Consider the following 16,117-nt stretch of genomic DNA (forward strand, 5'->3'; position numbering starts at 1 on the left):
CATACCCAAAGGCCCGTAGGGCAGGGGACTTGGCCGATGTATTGCAAGCCGTGAAAGCGACCGTTCGGTAGTTTTGTCATCTGTCGGTCATCTGCACTGCCTAGGCTTGCAACATACGAAGGCGCTTTGATCGGCGTTCGGATTTGCCCCGAAACAGTGCTGGTCTAGTCCAGATAGGTAACGTTGATGCGCGATGAGGCAACGAAAGCGGTGACAGCGATTGGCCAGGTGCTGCAGGAGCAGATCGATCATGGTTTGCTGGCGGCCGGGAGCAAGTTGCCCGCTGAACGCAAGCTCAGCGAGTTGTTCGGGACGACGCGGATCACCGTGCGAGAGGCGTTGTTGCAACTGGAGGCGCAGGGGCAGATTTACCGTGAAGAGCGGCGCGGCTGGTTCGTGTCGCCGCCGCGTCTGGCGTACAACCTGATGCAGCGCAGTCACTTTCACGCGATGGTCAGTGCGCAGGGGCGTGAGCCGTCGACCGAGGTGATTTCGGCGCGGTTGCAGCCGGCTTCGGCGGCGGTGTGTGCGTGGTTGCAGTTGCCGGCCTTGTCGAGCGTGATTCAGATTTGCCGCTCTCGGCGCATTGATGGGCGACTGGTGTTGTATGTGGAGCATTATCTGAATCCGCAGTTTTTTCCGGGGATCCTCGAGTTTGATTTGAATCAGTCGATCACCGAGCTGTATGCGCGGCATTTCGATTTGCACTATGGGCGGGTGCGGTTTGAGATCGTGCCTACGTCTTTATCTGTCGATGCGGCGGCGGCTTTACGGGTGTCGGTGGGGAGTCCGGGACTGAGGATTGCTCGGGTCAATTATGATCAGCATGGGCGGTTGATTGATTGTGATCTGGAGTTTTGGCGGCATGATGCGATTCACGTAGGGGTTGATGTGGTTTGACCTTGGCGGCCTCTGGGCCGACCAGGTTGGTTGGGTTTTGCGTGAATATCCGTTTCTGCGGGTGTTGCTGGTTACGGTTCCGCTCTTACAGCGGGTCACTTTGGCAAACGCCCCAAAGTAACCAAAGGTCTGCGCCCTGACGTTCGGCCCGCTCGCTGGGGCTCGGGGTTCCTTCGCTCCGGGATCGATCCTGGCGCAGCGGCTCCGGTTTGCTTCGCTGCACCTACACTCGCTGTGTACGACTGCGTCGTACGGTCGCTGCGCTCCCACGCCCGGATCAATCCCTCCACTCAGCCTGCCGACGGGCTCCGAGATCAAGATCAAAAGCGGTGCTCGAGCTAACGCTCATCGTGTGTAGGAGCTGCCGAAGGCTGCGATCTTTTGCTTTTGCTTTCGCTTTTCTGTGGGAGCGAGCCTGCTCGCGAAAGCGCCCCCACAGTCAACCCCTCTCTACTTGCCTACCGCCGCATTCCCATACAAATAATCCGTCGCCAACGACGCCAATGTCCTGACCCCAACCACCAACGCCGACTCATCGACAAAGAACCCCGGATTATGATTCGGCGCAGCTTTGCTCATGTCCTGGTCCCTCGGGGTCACGCCAAGAAATACAAACAACCCCGGTGCTTCTTTGGCAAAGAACGAGAAATCTTCCGCCCCACCCACCAGCGGTCCCTGCACCACGTCATCCTTGGCAGCCCACTTCAACGTCGGCAGCATTTTTTCGGTCAGTGCCGGGTTGTTGATGGTCGGGTCGTATTTTTCGATGATGGTGACGTCGGCCTTGGCGCCGCCGCTTTCCGCGATTTTCTCGATGGTCTGGCGCACGTCGCTGTGCAGTTTCTGGCGGATGCCGTAGTCGTAGGAGCGGATCGTGCCGGTCATGTCGAGCGATTCGGGGATGATGTTGTAGCGGGTGCCGCCGTTGATGGTGCCGATGCTGACCACCGACGGGTAAGAGGAAATGTCGGTGCGGCGGCTGACCACGGTTTGCAGGCCGACGATGGTTTGTGCGCCGACGGTGATCGGGTCGATGCCGTCCCAGGGGCGGCCGGCGTGGGTTTGTTTGCCGTGGATCTTGATGCGCAGGTCGTCGGAGCTGGCCAGGGTCGGGCCGGGGCGGTAGGCGATCTGGCCGGCGGGGACGCCGGCCCAGACGTGCAGGCCAAATACCGCGTCGGGTTTCGGCGATTTCATCACGCCTTCCTCGACCATCATCTTCGCGCCCCAGGTGTTTTTGCCGTCGGGAATAAAATCACTCGGACCTTCCTCGGCGGGCTGGAAGTAGAACACTACGGTGCCGGGCAGGGTGCCGCGCATGCCCGTCAGAATTTTCGCTGCGCTGAGCAGGATCGCGGTGTGGACGTCGTGGCCGCAGGCGTGCATGACGTCGACTTCCTTGTCGAGATACGTGCCTTTGGCTTTCGAAGCGAACGGCAGGTCCGAGACTTCCTTGACCGGCAGCGCATCCATGTCGGCGCGCAGGGCCACGGTCGGGCCGGGCAGGGCGCCTTTGAGAATGGCGACAACGCCGGTGCGGGCGACGCCGGTTTTCACTTCCAGGCCCATGGCTTGCAGCTGTTTGGCGACCAGTTCAGCGGTGCGTTTTTCAGTGTTGCCAAGTTCTGGATGAGCGTGAAGGTCGCGGCGGGTTTCCAGCAGCTCCGGTTCGAGCTTCTGCGCCTGCTCGGCGATGCGCGTGCGGGCGCTGTCCATCGTCGCGGCGCTGGCGTGGCTGGCGACCAGGGTGAGCAAAAGGGTCTGGGCAATGCGCGTCAGTTGCATGGGCTTCTCCTTGATTATTGTTGTTGGCTTCCTTGCCTGTGACTGCAACCGCGCGCCTGAGTGCTATTCCTTCGGCTGACCGCCGCCGGCAGTAATCACCTGCACACTCATCCGCGGTGTCGCCAGATCCAGCCCCGCCTCATCCAGTTGCCGTTTCAGCGACAAATTGAACGCCCGGGAAACTTCCCACTGCTTGATCGGCGCAGTCTTGAACCGTGCGCGGAGGATCGCGCTGCCGGACTCGAAACTTTCCACACCCTGAATCTCCAGCGGCGACCAGATGTTGCGGCGCTGCAACGGATCGCTGCGCATCTTCTGGCCGACGTCGCGCATCAGTTTGATCGCGTCGTCGATTTCCATGTTGTACGGCACGGCCACGCGGAAGATGGCGTAGCCGAATTCCCGCGAGTAGTTCTTGATGCTTTTGATTTCGCTGAACGGGATGGTGTGGACGATGCCGTCGATATCGCGCAGGCGTACGGTGCGGATGGTCAGGCCTTCGACGGTGCCGAGGTGGCCGCCGACGTCGACGTAATCGTTGATGGCCAGCGAGTCTTCGATGATGATGAACAGGCCGGTGATCAGGTCAGCGACCAGCGACTGCGCACCGAAACCGATGGCCAGACCGATCACACCGGCACCGGCCAGCAATGGCGTGACGTTCATGCCCATGTTCGCCAGCGCGACGATCAGCGCAATGATGAAAATCGCCACGAACAGCACGTTGCGGATCAGCGGCATCATCGTCTGTGCCCGGGCGTTGGCCAGGCCTTTGCGCGAGCGGGTGAGGGCGTGGTGCACGGCGGTGTCGGCGAGGATCCAGATCAGCCAGGAGAAAATCAGCGTGCCGATCAGGCTGAACAGTTTGACGCTGATGTCATGGCCATCGCCTTCGGCGAACGCGATCAGCGAATGGCCCCAGACGCGCAGGCCCAGTTCGATGAAGATCAGCCACACCAGCAAATGCGTCAGGGTATAGAAGAAGTTTTTCAGTCGCTCCGAGTACAGCGCATGGCGTTTCGGCCCGCGTTGTGGTTTCAGCGAATGACGGCGCACAAGGCCGTTGAGGACCATGCACAATACCAGCAGAACCGTGCAGATCAGCGATTGGCGCAGCGCGGTGCTGGTGTCGCCGGCGGAGACGAATGTGGCGAACAGCGAGATGCCGACCAGCACCAGCGCCGGCACGTACCAGAAGGTGCCGAGGATTTCGATGGTGTCGCTGAGGGCGCGGCGAGTCAGGCGGCGCGACAGTGGTTGGTTGCGGATCAGGTGCGCGATCGGTCGGCGGAATCGCAGAATGAACAGGCCGGTCGACAGCGCCGCAAGCACATTGGCGGTGGTCGCGGCGGTGTGCGCCAGATGCACGCCGAGGCTCTCGACCAGACGCGGGTCGCTCAACGCTTCACCGAACGCGGCGAAACTGCCGATCAGCCACAGCGGCCGGAACGCCTGATGACGCAGGATGTACAGCGCACGATGGCGGTGCGGGCCGTCGAGCAGGGAGAAGGCAATCACGCAGATCGCCGAAAAACAGGTGCCGACCACCAAGGCATAGGCCAGCACCATCGCCAGGCTTTTGCCCAGTGACGACGGCAGCACGTAGCTCATGTACACCGTGATCACCAACGCGATCAGCCACGGTCCAAGCTTGCGCAGGGCAAAACGCAGCATGTCGAGGGCCTTGGGGTGTTGCGGCAGTTCTTCGGTGAGGCCAAAGCGCATGCGCACGCGGTGGCCAAGCCAGATCAGCGCGGCGGCGAGCAGGCTCCAGACCATCAGGATCACCGCGAAACCGAAGATGATCGGCAGCCATTCATTGGCCGGCAGCAGCTTGCTGGTCAGTTCGTCCTTGGCCAGATCGAATTCGTTGGACCAGCGGGTAATCGGGCTGTCGGCGCCGGAAAACTGTTTTTCGAAGTTGGCGAGGGTGCCGCCGATCAGGCCCAGCACGCCTTCCTCCGGGGTGGTCTGAGCTTTCTTCGTGGCGTCGCGCAGCTTCTTCAGATCACTGAGCAGTTGCGCGCGTTGCTTGTCGTTTTCCAGCGACTTGATCACTTCGTCCAGCGACTGGCCGAGGGGTTCCACAGCTTCAGGCTGCGGCTTGGAAGTGTTGAGCAGGCCGGGCAGACCGACCGCCTCGGCGGGCGCCAGCGGCAGCAGCGTCATCAGGCAGACAAGCAACAGACCGGGCAAAGCAGAAAGACGAGCAAACACCAGGGGACAACCTCGGAATAGGCGAATGCGCTGGAGTGTACGAGGCCCCTTAGCGCAATGCGAGCCGGGCTCGGTCATTCGTTCAGTTTGGCGAGGATCTTGTAGACCACCGTGGCGAGGATCATCAGCATGCCGATCCACATGGCGAACACCCCGGCGTTCTTGTCGCGGAAGTTGAAGCCGATGGCCAGCAGGATCATTCCGCTGAGGATGGGAATGAGCATGGCGTGGAAGGAGGACATCGAGATCATGAAGACTGCCTTGTCTGTAGAGGATTCTTGCAGTCTAGGCGGGTTTTCGAGGCAGGGTGTGATGTAGCTCAGGAATGCAACAGGCCGAGAGGATTCTGCTGTCTGCACAGGCGCTTTCGCGAGCAGGCTCGCTCCCACGGGTTGATTGGCATTCCAAGGGGAGATGACTGGCTCCCACAATGAAATGCAGTTCAATTGTGGGAGCGAGCCTGCTCGCGAAGCTTGTCAGCCGTTACGGCAATTCACGACTGGCATAAAACGCGCTGAGCACTTTGACCAGATGCGCCAGGTCATGGCTGCCGCACAGTTCGCGAATCGAGTGCATGGCAAAGGTCGGCAGGCCGATGTCGACGGTGCGCACGCCCAGATGGCTGGCGGTGATCGGGCCGATGGTCGAGCCGCAGCCCATGTCGCTGCGCACCACGAAGCTTTGCACCGGGACTTCTTCGGCCATGCACAGGTGGCGGAAGAAACCGGCGGTTTCGCTGTTGGTGGCGTAGCGCTGGTTGCTGTTGACCTTGATCACCGGGCCGGCGTTGAGTTTCGGGCCATGGTTGGCATCGTGCTTGTCCGCGTAGTTGGGATGCACGCCGTGGGCGTTGTCGGCCGACACCAGCAGGGATTTCTGAATGGTGCGGACGAACTCGTCACCTTCCGGCAACAGGCGGCGCAGGGTCTGTTCGAGCATCGGGCCGTCGGCACCGCACGCCGAACACGAGCCGACTTCTTCGTGGTCATTACAGACCAGCACACAGGTTTCGTCGGTCTCGGCGGTGAGCAACGCTTGCAGGCCGGCGTAGCAGGACAGCAGGTTATCCAGGCGTGCACCGGCGATGAAATCACCGTTCAAGCCGATCACCGCAGCGCTTTGCGTGTCGTAGAAACTCAGCTCGTAATCCAGCACCACGTCGGCATTCAAGCCGTGTTCGCGGGCCAGTTGATCAGTGAGCACGGCGCGGAAATCGACGCGCTCGTCACCGGCAAATTGCGCCAGAATCGGCGGCAGTTCGGTCTGCGCGTTGATCGCCCAGCCCTGGTTGGCTTCGCGGTTGAGGTGAATGGCCAGGTTGGGAATGATCGCGATCGGTGCCTTGAAGTCGATCAACTGGCTCTCGACCTTGCCGTCACGGCGGAAGGTCACGCGGCCGGCGAGCGACAGATCGCGGTCAAACCACGGCGCCAGCAGCGCGCCGCCGTAGACTTCGACGCCCAGCTGCCAGAAGCCCTGACGCTGCAGTTCCGGTTGCGGCTTGACCCGCAGGCAAGGGCTGTCGGTGTGGGCGCCGACCAGACGGATTCCGTCGTGCAGTGGCGAGTTGCGACCCATCTTGATCGCGACGATCGAGGAGTCGTTACGGGTGACGTAATAGCGGCCGTTGGCCTCGGTGGACCATGGCTCGCGCTCGTCGAGGCGCACATAACCGGCGGCCTCCAGACGCTGAACAAGACTGGCGGTGGCGTGGAACGGGGTAGGGGAGGCCTTGAGAAAGTCGATCAGGCCCTGGTTCAACTCTGCGCGCATAAGAAACTCCAGACAGCAATGGGCGGCAGTTTAACGCATCGCTCAGGCCCGTTGGGCAAGTGCTTTCATTGCTGATCTGTGGAATGACGTCAGGGGTGCTGATCGATGCGCTTGCGCAGGTAGGCAATGATCGCTTGTTGATCATCCTTTCTGGCGGGTTTCGGCAGGTGCTTCGGCCAGCCCTTGCCGCTGCCGAAGAAGGCTTTTTGCGCGACACTGTCCCAGCGAAGGATCTCCCGCGACGCCGATTCCCACCATTCGTGACGGCAGATCTCGTAATACGGGTGGGCAGGTGCAGCGCTGCCGAACAGCAATGCCCGGCCGACTTTCTTCATGCCGCCGCGCTTTTTGCGCAGCTTCCACTTGATGCGCAGGCGCTCCCAGGTCGATGGAACGGGCTTGCTGCGCGGAACCTCGGAGCACAGCGCTGGCAGTTCGGGGTGGAAGGCCTCGCCATGGCGGGCGAAAAAGTGTTTCTGCATGGCGTGGAAGAAATTTTTGTCGGCGAAGTAGTGATAGACGAATTTCTTCGCTTCCTGGATCGGCTGGTCGCGCATGGCAAACGACAGTGCAATCTGTTCGATCGTATGGATGTCGAACGAATCCTGCGTCCACTCATCGATCAGCCGGATCGACGTTTGCAGCAGCGCTGAATCGCCATCGGTGACGCCGCACAAGCCACTGTTGTAGAGCTTGAAGCTGTTTGCCGACGAAATCCCGTGGACTTGCAGGCAGCGCGCGAGTTTTTCGTAGTCTGCCCGGTTACAGACGTAACTCCAGTCGTATTCGAAGCGGTCCATCACGTAACGCCCGGGCGTGATCATGCTGAACAGCCGGTGCGGTGAACCGAGAAACAGCGTGTCGGTATCGACGAACAGGGTTTTTTCGGCGAGTGTCAGGCCCAGTGCAATGGCGCACGCTTTGCGGCGATGGTGGTAGCCGTTTTCGCCCTGCCACTGGATCAGGGTCTGCTCGCTCAAAGTGACGGTATCGACCGGCCAGCCGGCATAGTCCTGCGGACGATCGGTCAGGACTCGGATGCACAATGATTCGCCTTGTTGCAGCTGTGACAGGGCCGTGAGGATGCTGAATTTCGCCTCGCGCCGATAAACGTCTTTGTCGCCATAGATCAGGTAGAGCAACTGGTGCGGTACTTTTTCCATGGGGGGGAAGGCTTCGCGCATAAGCGGCTCCATACGGCGGGGGCGCGAGTTTACCGTATTGCTCCGCTGATTTGCAGGCCAGACACCTGCTTCGAAGTGTTGCCGGAGAGGGTATCAACCGACGATCAATCTGCCCGTGAGGAAGACTTCACGCCGCTGCTTGCGACCGACGTATTCATGTTTGCTCAACTGGTAGACGGTCTCGAACTTGTCTTTCGACAAATCCGGCAGCGCACCGATGTATTGATCGACCAGGCGATCGTAGGCGGCTTCGGTAATGAACTTGTAGATATCCCGACGATAGAAGAAGCCGAGTTGAAAACCCAGTGTTTCACTTGCGTGCGCGGTCGGGCCGGCGAAGCAGTTTTCAAAGTCGATGGCTTTGAGTGGCCTTTGCGTTTGCTCGGGCAGCATGATGTTGCCCACCCAGAAATCCATGTGAGTGATGTTCTTGCTGGCGAGCGAGCTGAGCAGTTGAAACGCGTCGAGGATGAAAGCTTCGATGTTTTCGGGATTGCGTCTGATGCATTCGGCGCCGTCGATATGGCCTTCGAGCAGGTGAGTCAGGAGGAAAAACTCCTCGGTCAGGCCGAGTCGGCTGCGGGTATAGCCATAGCCTTTCAGTGGAGGCATCTCCACGCCCCGGCGCTGAGCTTCGAGGCAATTCATCAGTTCTTCGAGCGGCCAGTCGAAGCGCCCGTTGCGTTGCGGTTTTTTCAGGCTCACCCGCACCTTTGCCTTGAACGTGTCCAGTGGCTGGACTTTGGCGAAAAGTGGTGTTTCACAGTACGACAACGGTGCGCTGGCCCGGGTCAGTTTGCGCGCGCGACGTTTTTTTATCAGTTGCTCGAGGGCTTGGCGGGCCTGGATGCTGGGTGCTTCGCTCAGGTGCAGGGTGGTGTTACCGAATGCGCACACGATGGGGTATTCGGATTGAAGTGTTTTGTTGCAGAACACGGAAGAGGCCTCCTGCCTGATATCGAAGTGCCATGATTTTATATTTGATTACAATTTTATGACAGTTCTTTACGTCAATGTATTGCCGGTGGAATTTTGGCAGGACAAAAAAAGCCCTTCGCAAGGAAGGGCTTTCAAAGTATTCACGCATTTCAGAATGGCGCCGGGCACTCGAAGCGCAGGCGTTCGCCGCTTTGCGGATGAGTGAAACTGAGCATGCTCGCGTGCAGGCACAGACGTGGCCAGGCCGCCAGCGCTTGCTCGTGGGCGTAGAGCCCGTCACCGAGCAGCGGATGGCCGATCGACAACATGTGCACGCGCAATTGATGCGAGCGCCCGGTAATCGGTGTCAATTCGACCCGGCACCAGTCGCCGCACCGTTCCAGCACCTTCCAGAACGTCAGCGCATGTTTGCCGAATTCGTGATCGACCACATGCCGTGGCTTGGTCGGTGGGTCGTAGCGCAGGGGCAGGTCGATGCTCCCGCTGTCCAGTTCCGGCTGACCCCAGGCCAAAGCGGTGTAGGCCTTTTCGGTTTCGCGATCATGAAACTGCCGCGACAGCTCGCGATGGGTGTCGGCATCACGGGCCAGCAGAATGATGCCGGAGGTTTCCCAGTCCAGACGATGGACGATGCGCGCTTCCGGGTAGCCGTTTTCCTGCAAGCGGGTAATCAGGCAGTCCTTGTTGTCGTCAGCGCGACCGGGCACCGAGAGCAGCAGGGTCGGTTTGTCGACCACCAGAACGGCGGCGTCCTCATGGATGATGCGGATGTTGGACAGCGGCATTAAAACAGCCTCGTAACAAATGCCAACGGCGGCTCGGAACTGCTGATAACCCTGTAGGAGCTGCCGAAGGCTGCGATCTTTTGACTTTGAAGATCAAAAGATCGCAGCCTTCGGCAGCTCCTACACGAGCATCAACAGTCCGAGCCGCCGTAGCGACTGCCGGATCGACTCAGCGATCGGGCAGGGTGATGTTGAGTTCCAGAATCGAGCAACTGCCCTGGCTTTCCAGTGCAACATGTACGTCGTCGTTGCCGATGTTGACGTACTTGCGGATCACGTCGACCAGTTCCTTCTGCAAGGCTGGCAGGTAATCCGGCGTGCTGCGCTGGCCGCGCTCATGCGCCACGATGATCTGTAGACGCTCTTTCGCTACCGAGGCGGTACTTGGCTTTTTGTTGGCACGAAAGAAGTCAAAAAGGTTCATTACCTACCTCCAAACAGGCGCTCGAAGAATCCCTTCTTCTCGACATCGAGGAATCGGTGGGCTTTTTCTTTGCCCAGCAGGCGGTCGACGGTATCGCTGTAAGCCTGACCGGCATCGCTCTGGTCGTCGAGGATGACCGGCACGCCCTGGTTGGAAGCCTTGAGCACCGCCTGGGATTCCGGAATGACGCCGAGCAGGGTCACCGAGAGGATTTCCTTGACGTCTTCAACGCCGAGCATCTCGCCCTTTTCAACACGCTCCGGGTGGTAGCGGGTGATCAGCAAGTGTTCCTTGATCGGGTCTTCGCCACGTTCGGCGCGGCGCGATTTGCTCGCCAGCAGGCCGAGCATGCGGTCCGAGTCACGTACCGAGGACACTTCCGGGTTGGTCACGACGATCGCTTCATCGGCGAAGTACATAGCCAGGTGCGCACCTTTCTCGATGCCCGCCGGGGAGTCGCAGACGACGAACTCGAATTGTTCCTTGAGCTCCATCAGGACTTTTTCCACGCCTTCGACGGTCAGCGCGTCTTTGTCGCGGGTCTGGCTGGCCGCCAGTACGTAGAGGTTTTCCAGGCGCTTGTCTTTGATCAGTGCCTGTTGCAGGTTGGCTTCGCCGTTTACCACGTTGACGAAGTCATACACCACGCGGCGCTCGCAACCCATGATCAGGTCAAGGTTACGCAAGCCCACGTCGAAGTCGACGATTACTGTTTTGTGGCCGCGCAGAGCGAGACCGGTACCGATAGCGGCGCTGGTGGTGGTCTTACCCACACCACCCTTGCCGGATGTAACCACGAGAATCTTGGCCAAGGTGTTTCACCCCTAAGGAAGAAGGACTGTTCAGCCCCTGAAAAACATCTCTTGAAAACTACTGCAGTCGGACAGCCTTGGCTGGAATTTGGCTTTAGGCCTTTTTCCTACTTCGTTTGAGCCGTTTTCGCTACGTTTTAGAGATGCTTGGAAAATGCGGCAGTATCCGTTAAAGCCGAATGATGTTCAACACGTCGCCTGACAGGCTGACCTGGACGCCCGAGCCCCACATCGGATCACGACGCAAATCCTCGGAGACCTTGTAATGACCGGCGATGGAGATCAGTTCAGCGCTCAATTGCTGACAGAAAATCCGTGCCTTGGTGTCACCTTTGACGCCGGCCAGCGCACGGCCGCGCATCGGGCCGTATACATGGATGTTGCCATCGGCAAGAAGTTCCGCCCCCGGACTGACCGATGAGACCACGACCAGATCGCCACCCTGAGCATATATCTGCTGGCCACCACGTACTGGCGTGGTGATTACGCGGGTCGGTTTGACGCTCGGCTCAGGCGGCTTTTCCGGCTTCTTTTTGACTTCGGCTTCCGGCGTCTCCAGTGGACGCTCGCGGGCACCCGAGGGCGGTAGCACAGGGATGTCGATGGCGATGGCAGCGGCGATGTCTTCGATGCGGCTGGCACGAATGGCCAGGGTACGCAGGCCGTGCTGACGGCAGACGCGCATCAGCCCCGGCAGATCAACCGCGCCCTGGTTCGGCGGCAGTTTGTCCAGCGCCAGGACCAGCGGTGCATTGCTGAAAAAATTCGGCGCCTGGGCGACTTTGGCGGCCAATTGCCGATCGAGGCTTTCGAGGTCGTTACGGGCCAGTTCCAGCACAGTGATGGCCAGCATGCTGCCCTTGAGCTGGAATACGGGATCTTGGTCTAACGGGTCGGTTTGGCTCATGTCGGCATACAACGGCTTGTCACTAAAAGTGCCGAGACTTATAACGAGAACGCCCGCGAGCCGCAAGCCGGGTCGAACGATGTAGAATGCGCGGCCACTGTATTTACGGAAGCTTTAATGGATCGCCCGCGTTTTCGAAAAGCATATCTTGCTCCGCGCTTCTGGCCGCTCTGGTGCGGCCTGGGGCTTTTGTGGCTGATCGTGCAGTTGCCGTATCCGGCGCTGCTGACCATCGGTCGAGTTTTGGGTGCGCTGATGTATCGCGTCGCCAGCGACCGGCGAACCATCGCCCGGCGCAATCTGGAATTGTGCTTCCCGGAAAAATCCGCCGCCGAGCGCAAACGCCTGCTCAAGGAAAACTTCGCCTCCACCGGCATCGCCTTTTTTGAAATGGCGATGAGCTGGTGGTGGTCGCGCGAGCGTCTGGCGAAACTGGCCCACGTCGAAGGCCTTGAACATCTGCAGAAGGCCCAGCGCGAAGGCAAAGGCGTGATCCTCATGGCCGCGCATTTCACCACGCTGGAAATCGGCGCGGCGCTGCTCGGCCAGCAGCACACCATCGACGGCATGTACCGCGAACACAAAAACCCCTTGTTCGACTTCGTCCAGCGCCGTGGCCGCGAGCGGCACAATCTCGATTCGCTGGCGGTGGAGCGCGATGACGTGCGCGGCATGCTCAAACTGCTGCGCTCGGGCCGGGCGATCTGGTATGCGCCGGATCAGGATTACGGCGCCAAGCAGAGCATCTTCGTGCCGCTGTTCGGCATTCAGGCCGCCACCGTCACTGCGACGACCAAGTTTGCACGGCTGGGCAAAGCGCTGGTGGTGCCGTTCACGCAGGAACGTCTGGCCGACGGCAGTGGTTATCGCCTGGTGATCCATCCGCCGCTGGAAGATTTCCCCGGCGAAAGCGAGGAGGCCGATTGCATCCGCATCAATCAGTGGGTCGAGAGCGCTTTGCGTGCCTGCCCCGAGCAATATCTATGGGCGCATCGGCGCTTCAAGAGTCGCCCGCCGGGTGAGCCGAAGCTTTATCCCAAGCGCCGTTGATTCACCCGTCCTGACAAGCATCCTGGAGTGTTGCGATGAGTCCTGCTGAACCGGTTACAGGTTTGATTCTTTCCGGCGGCGGGGCTCGGGCGGCTTATCAGGTCGGGGTGCTGGCGGCGATTGCCGAGTTGCTGCCGGTCGGCGCGGACAATCCGTTTCCGGTGATCGTCGGCACCTCGGCCGGGGCGATCAATGCGGTCAGCCTGGCCAGTGGCGCCACGGACTTTCGCGCCGCCATCGAACGCCTGACCCAGTTCTGGCAGGGCTTTCGCAGCCACCGCGTGTTGCGCAGCGACTGGCCTGGAGTCATCCATCAAGCCAGCCGCTTCGTCAGCCACAGCCTGCTCGGTCTCGGTCGACAGATGCCGGTGGCGCTGCTCAACAGTTCGCCGCTGCGCGAACTGCTCGAGGAAAAACTGCACCTGCCCGGCATCGCCGAATCCATCGCGCGCAAGCAGTTGCATGCGGTGGCGGTGACCGCGTTCGGCTACGAATCAGGGCAAGCGGTGACGTTCTATCAGGGCGGCGGCACCATCGACGCCTGGCTGCGGCATCGACGCATTGGTGTGCCGACGCAGCTGTCGGTTGATCACCTGTTGGCCAGTTCAGCGATTCCGCTGTTGTTCGCGCCGGTGAAAATCGGCGAGGAGTATTTCGGTGACGGCGCGGTGCGCCAGTCGGCGCCGATCAGCCCGGCGCTGCATCTGGGTGCCAGTCGCGTGCTGGTGGTGGGCGTCAGCGGCAACCCGCGCGGCGTTGATGCACAGCAGCCGCTGGAGCGCGCCTACAGCGGCCAGCAACCGACGCTCGCGCAGATCGGCGGGCACATGCTCAACAGCACGTTTATCGACAGCCTGGAGAGCGATATCGAGTTGCTGCAGCGTCTGAATCAGTTCAGTCATTTGCTCCCGGCCGGCACGCCAACCCGCGCGCTGGGTGTGGCGCCGGTGGAAGTGCTGGTGATTGCGCCGAGTCAGCCGATCGACGAAATCGCCGCGCGGCATCGCCAGGAGCTGCCAGCGGCGTTGCGCCTGTTTCTGCGCGGGCCGGGCGCGACGAAGACGAGCGGGGCGGGGGTGCTCAGTTACCTGCTGTTCGAGGCCGGGTATTGCAGCGAGTTGATCGAGTTGGGGCGGCGGGATGCGTTGGCCAAGCGCGAGGAACTGTGCCGGTTTTTGCGGATATCTGAAGCGGTGGCTCCTGCCTGAAATCTGCGGTGAGGCCTTCGCGAGCAGGCTCGCTCCCACATTTGAACTCGGTCTGAATGTGGGAGCGAGCCTGCTCGCGAAGCTTTCAGGGTCAGAAGTGGAACTTGACCAGGAAGCTCGTGGTGCTCTGATCGGTCTTGAAGTACTGGCTGTCCTTGATCCCGTACTTGTCCGACCAGTAGTCGTACTCGACACCGACATACAACTGCTTCTCGCCGAAATTCAGCGCCTTGCCCAGGTCGTATTTGACCTGCGGGTTGAAGTGCAGGTTGGCGTGGTAATCGCCTTTGGAATTGGAGTCGTTGTCGACCACCCAGTCCATGAAGCCGTCGATGAGGATGTTCGATTTGCCCACCGGAATGGTGTAGGACCACACCGGGGTGATCTGCCAGACATTGTCACCGGCGCGTGCGCCCTGGGTGTGACGCTGGTAGAAGTTCAGCTGGAAGTAGTCGAAGCCTGGAATCGCCAGGTCGAAGCCCGGACCGATCAGGTACGACTCGGTATCGCCTTCACCGAACTCGTAGGTCATGGCCAGCAACACGTCAGTCACCGGGCCGAAGGCCAGTTTCTGATCGAAGATCTTGCCGAACGACAGGCGCGGGCTGAGCTCGCCGTAGTAGGTGTTGGAGCCGACGCCGCCATCATCCTTGCCGTTGTAGAAGATCTTGTCGATGAACAGGAAGTTGTCCCCATACTTCCAGGCATCGGCGTGCTCGAAGGTCACGGTCTGCTGAATGCGCGGGTTGACCTGGAAGTCCTTGCCATACAGGTAGGTCAGGCTGTTGTTCTGCCACTGCAGCAGGCCTTCGGCCATCGCCTGGCCGCCGGCGAACATCGATCCGGCCAGCATCAGGCTGGTGCACATACGTTTCATTCGGTTGCTCCCAAAGTAGGTGTTCCACGTTATTTTTTTAAGTTCGGCGCTCTGATGTGGCGCCTTTTTTCGTACCGCAAATTTCATCCGATCGGTCAGCTTTCAATGCTGGTAGCAAAAGCTGCGCCAAGGCTTTCGAAAAACCAAAAAACGCCCGTTCGGCTGCTGAAAAACAGTCGACGAGCGTGTTTTCGGGATGCCTCAGGACTGACCGCAGCCGGGATAAGTTGGCTTTGCGGTCAGAAATTGAATTCGGGCTTTTTTTTAGAGCGAATTCGGAAGGCCGCGGAGAATACTGACTCCTCGGCCAAGGCTCAAGTGCCCCGCAACAGAGCACCGACGACAGGCATGGCGCACGGTTGCGGGCCATTTCAGAAGTGCACCTTCAGCAGCAGGCTGGCGGTGTTCTGGTTGGTATCGAACGCGTGGCTGTTTTCGATGCCGTATTTGTTCTTCCAGTAGCTGTACTCGGTGCCGACGTATACCTGTTTCTGGCTCCAGCCCATGGCTTTGCCGAGGTCATATTTGATCTGCGGATTGATGTGCAGGTTGGCGTGGTAGGTACCGCGTGAGTTTTCGTTGTTGTCGACGACCCAGTCGAGGTAGCCGTCGATCAGCACATCGGAATTGCCCAACGGAAAGCTGTAGGACCACGCGGGGGTGATCTGCCAGACACCATCGCCGGGGCGCGGGCCTTCGGTCTGGCGGCGGAAAATGTTCAGGGTGACGTAGTTGAAGCCGGGCACTTTCAGATCGAAGCCGGGACCGATCAGGTAGGCCTCGCTTTCGCCCTCGCCATACTCGTAGGTCATCGCCAGCAGCACATCCTTGATCGGACCGAACTCGATCTTGCGGTCGAGGATCTTGCCGAAGGACAGGCGCGGGGTGAACTCGCCGTAGAAGGTGTGCGGACCTTTGTTCGGGTCCTCCTTGCCGTTGTAGAAGATCTTGTCGACGAACAGAAAGTTGTCACCGTACTTCCACTTGTCGGCGTGCTCGAAGGTGACCGTCTGCTGATACGACGGGTTGATCGCGAAGTTCTTGCCGTACAGATAGCTGAGGCTGTTGCTCTGCCACAGCAGCAGATCGCCGGCCATGGCCTGACTCGCGGCCAGCAGGCCGCCACTCAACAGAACGTTGCTTTGCGTGCGGATCATCTGTTGCTCCCTGTTGTTTTTATTGTTTGAGGCACAAGCAGTTGCGTAGTCCCTGTGGGAGCGAGCCTGCTCGCGAAGCGGTTGTGTCAGTCGCCATCA

General features: G+C 60.0%; 15 protein-coding genes. 3 read left to right on the top strand and 12 right to left on the bottom strand.

Translation table 11 applies throughout. The annotated features are described in order from the left end of the window. Positions 1 to 186: 186 nt before the first annotated feature. Complete coding sequence (gene phnR, locus PspCFBP13508_RS26180) at positions 187 to 900, top strand: phosphonate utilization transcriptional regulator PhnR (RefSeq protein WP_016773745.1); 714 nt, start codon at positions 187 to 189, stop codon at positions 898 to 900. A gap of 450 nt (positions 901 to 1,350) precedes the next feature. On the opposite strand, the gene PspCFBP13508_RS26185 is transcribed toward phnR, so the two are convergent. The 10 genes from PspCFBP13508_RS26185 to minC all read right to left on the bottom strand — a co-directional run bounded on the left by PspCFBP13508_RS26185 (position 1,351) and on the right by minC (position 11,726). Then, positions 1,351 to 2,685: an amidohydrolase gene (locus tag PspCFBP13508_RS26185; RefSeq protein ID WP_137216189.1), complete on the bottom strand. Its 1,335-nt coding sequence runs from the start codon at positions 2,683 to 2,685 to the stop codon at positions 1,351 to 1,353. Positions 2,686 to 2,748: 63 nt separating this feature from the next. After that, on the bottom strand, positions 2,749 to 4,902 hold the full coding sequence (locus PspCFBP13508_RS26190; RefSeq protein ID WP_137216190.1) for a mechanosensitive ion channel domain-containing protein: 2,154 nt from the start codon (positions 4,900 to 4,902) through the stop codon (positions 2,749 to 2,751). A 74-nt stretch (positions 4,903 to 4,976) separates the two neighbouring features. Continuing rightward, positions 4,977 to 5,153: a hypothetical protein gene (locus PspCFBP13508_RS27480; protein ID WP_016773747.1), complete on the bottom strand. Its 177-nt coding sequence runs from the start codon at positions 5,151 to 5,153 to the stop codon at positions 4,977 to 4,979. Between the two features lie 232 nt (positions 5,154 to 5,385). Then, positions 5,386 to 6,675 (bottom strand): M18 family aminopeptidase, encoded by a 1,290-nt coding sequence (locus tag PspCFBP13508_RS26195; protein WP_016773748.1) that lies wholly within the window; start codon positions 6,673 to 6,675, stop codon positions 5,386 to 5,388. Positions 6,676 to 6,764: 89 nt separating this feature from the next. After that, positions 6,765 to 7,859: a hypothetical protein gene (locus PspCFBP13508_RS26200; protein ID WP_137216191.1), complete on the bottom strand. Its 1,095-nt coding sequence runs from the start codon at positions 7,857 to 7,859 to the stop codon at positions 6,765 to 6,767. A gap of 93 nt (positions 7,860 to 7,952) precedes the next feature. Continuing rightward, entirely contained in the window at positions 7,953 to 8,795 is an 843-nt protein-coding gene (locus tag PspCFBP13508_RS26205; RefSeq protein ID WP_137216192.1) for a hypothetical protein, read from the bottom strand. Between the two features lie 152 nt (positions 8,796 to 8,947). Then, complete coding sequence (locus tag PspCFBP13508_RS26210; protein WP_137216193.1) at positions 8,948 to 9,583, bottom strand: RluA family pseudouridine synthase; 636 nt, start codon at positions 9,581 to 9,583, stop codon at positions 8,948 to 8,950. Positions 9,584 to 9,752: 169 nt separating this feature from the next. Next, positions 9,753 to 10,007, bottom strand: a complete 255-nt coding sequence (minE, locus tag PspCFBP13508_RS26220; RefSeq protein ID WP_003223146.1) for a cell division topological specificity factor MinE — start codon at positions 10,005 to 10,007, stop codon at positions 9,753 to 9,755. Further along, positions 10,007 to 10,819, bottom strand: a complete 813-nt coding sequence (minD, locus tag PspCFBP13508_RS26225) for a septum site-determining protein MinD (RefSeq protein ID WP_007913953.1) — start codon at positions 10,817 to 10,819, stop codon at positions 10,007 to 10,009. The genes minE and minD overlap by 1 nt, the downstream gene beginning before the upstream one ends. Positions 10,820 to 10,988: 169 nt before the next feature. Further along, the gene (minC, locus tag PspCFBP13508_RS26230; protein ID WP_024012205.1) at positions 10,989 to 11,726 is read right to left on the bottom strand and encodes a septum site-determining protein MinC; all 738 of its coding nucleotides are present in this window, start codon (positions 11,724 to 11,726) and stop codon (positions 10,989 to 10,991) included. 117 nt (positions 11,727 to 11,843) lie between these two features. On the opposite strand from minC, the gene PspCFBP13508_RS26235 reads away from it, so the two are divergent. Together PspCFBP13508_RS26235 and PspCFBP13508_RS26240 are read left to right on the top strand one after the other, a co-directional pair. Next, the gene (locus PspCFBP13508_RS26235; protein WP_041479319.1) at positions 11,844 to 12,776 is read left to right on the top strand and encodes a lipid A biosynthesis lauroyl acyltransferase; all 933 of its coding nucleotides are present in this window, start codon (positions 11,844 to 11,846) and stop codon (positions 12,774 to 12,776) included. Positions 12,777 to 12,811: 35 nt separating this feature from the next. Further along, complete coding sequence (locus PspCFBP13508_RS26240; RefSeq protein ID WP_130910482.1) at positions 12,812 to 13,984, top strand: patatin-like phospholipase family protein; 1,173 nt, start codon at positions 12,812 to 12,814, stop codon at positions 13,982 to 13,984. Positions 13,985 to 14,075: 91 nt separating this feature from the next. Here PspCFBP13508_RS26240 and PspCFBP13508_RS26245 read toward each other — a convergent pair whose 3' ends face one another. Both PspCFBP13508_RS26245 and PspCFBP13508_RS26250 read right to left on the bottom strand, forming a co-directional pair. Next, positions 14,076 to 14,861, bottom strand: coding sequence for an outer membrane protein OmpK (locus tag PspCFBP13508_RS26245; protein WP_056784020.1), 786 nt, complete (start codon positions 14,859 to 14,861; stop codon positions 14,076 to 14,078). A gap of 371 nt (positions 14,862 to 15,232) precedes the next feature. Beyond that, entirely contained in the window at positions 15,233 to 16,018 is a 786-nt protein-coding gene (locus PspCFBP13508_RS26250; protein ID WP_137216194.1) for an outer membrane protein OmpK, read from the bottom strand. Between the last annotated feature and the right edge of the window lie 99 nt (positions 16,019 to 16,117).

Source organism: Pseudomonas sp. CFBP13508 (assembly GCF_005233515.1).
Taxonomy (GTDB): Bacteria; Pseudomonadota; Gammaproteobacteria; order Pseudomonadales; family Pseudomonadaceae; genus Aquipseudomonas; species Aquipseudomonas mercuritolerans.

Bases quoted from the DNA above. Each gene is read 5' to 3' on its own strand.
- PspCFBP13508_RS26250 (WP_137216194.1), bottom strand. From the start codon at position 16,018: ATGATCCGCACGCAAAGCAACGTTCTGTTGAGTGGCGGCCTGCTGGCC.
- minC (WP_024012205.1), bottom strand. From the start codon at position 11,726: ATGAGCCAAACCGACCCGTTAGACCAAGATCCCGTATTCCAGCTCAAG.
- PspCFBP13508_RS26210 (WP_137216193.1), bottom strand. From the start codon at position 9,583: ATGCCGCTGTCCAACATCCGCATCATCCATGAGGACGCCGCCGTTCTG.
- PspCFBP13508_RS26240 (WP_130910482.1), top strand. From the start codon at position 12,812: ATGAGTCCTGCTGAACCGGTTACAGGTTTGATTCTTTCCGGCGGCGGG.
- PspCFBP13508_RS26245 (WP_056784020.1), bottom strand. From the start codon at position 14,861: ATGAAACGTATGTGCACCAGCCTGATGCTGGCCGGATCGATGTTCGCC.
- PspCFBP13508_RS27480 (WP_016773747.1), bottom strand. From the start codon at position 5,153: ATGATCTCGATGTCCTCCTTCCACGCCATGCTCATTCCCATCCTCAGC.
- phnR (WP_016773745.1), top strand. From the start codon at position 187: ATGCGCGATGAGGCAACGAAAGCGGTGACAGCGATTGGCCAGGTGCTG.
- PspCFBP13508_RS26195 (WP_016773748.1), bottom strand. From the start codon at position 6,675: ATGCGCGCAGAGTTGAACCAGGGCCTGATCGACTTTCTCAAGGCCTCC.
- PspCFBP13508_RS26235 (WP_041479319.1), top strand. From the start codon at position 11,844: ATGGATCGCCCGCGTTTTCGAAAAGCATATCTTGCTCCGCGCTTCTGG.
- PspCFBP13508_RS26200 (WP_137216191.1), bottom strand. From the start codon at position 7,859: ATGCGCGAAGCCTTCCCCCCCATGGAAAAAGTACCGCACCAGTTGCTC.
- minE (WP_003223146.1), bottom strand. From the start codon at position 10,007: ATGAACCTTTTTGACTTCTTTCGTGCCAACAAAAAGCCAAGTACCGCC.
- PspCFBP13508_RS26185 (WP_137216189.1), bottom strand. From the start codon at position 2,685: ATGCAACTGACGCGCATTGCCCAGACCCTTTTGCTCACCCTGGTCGCC.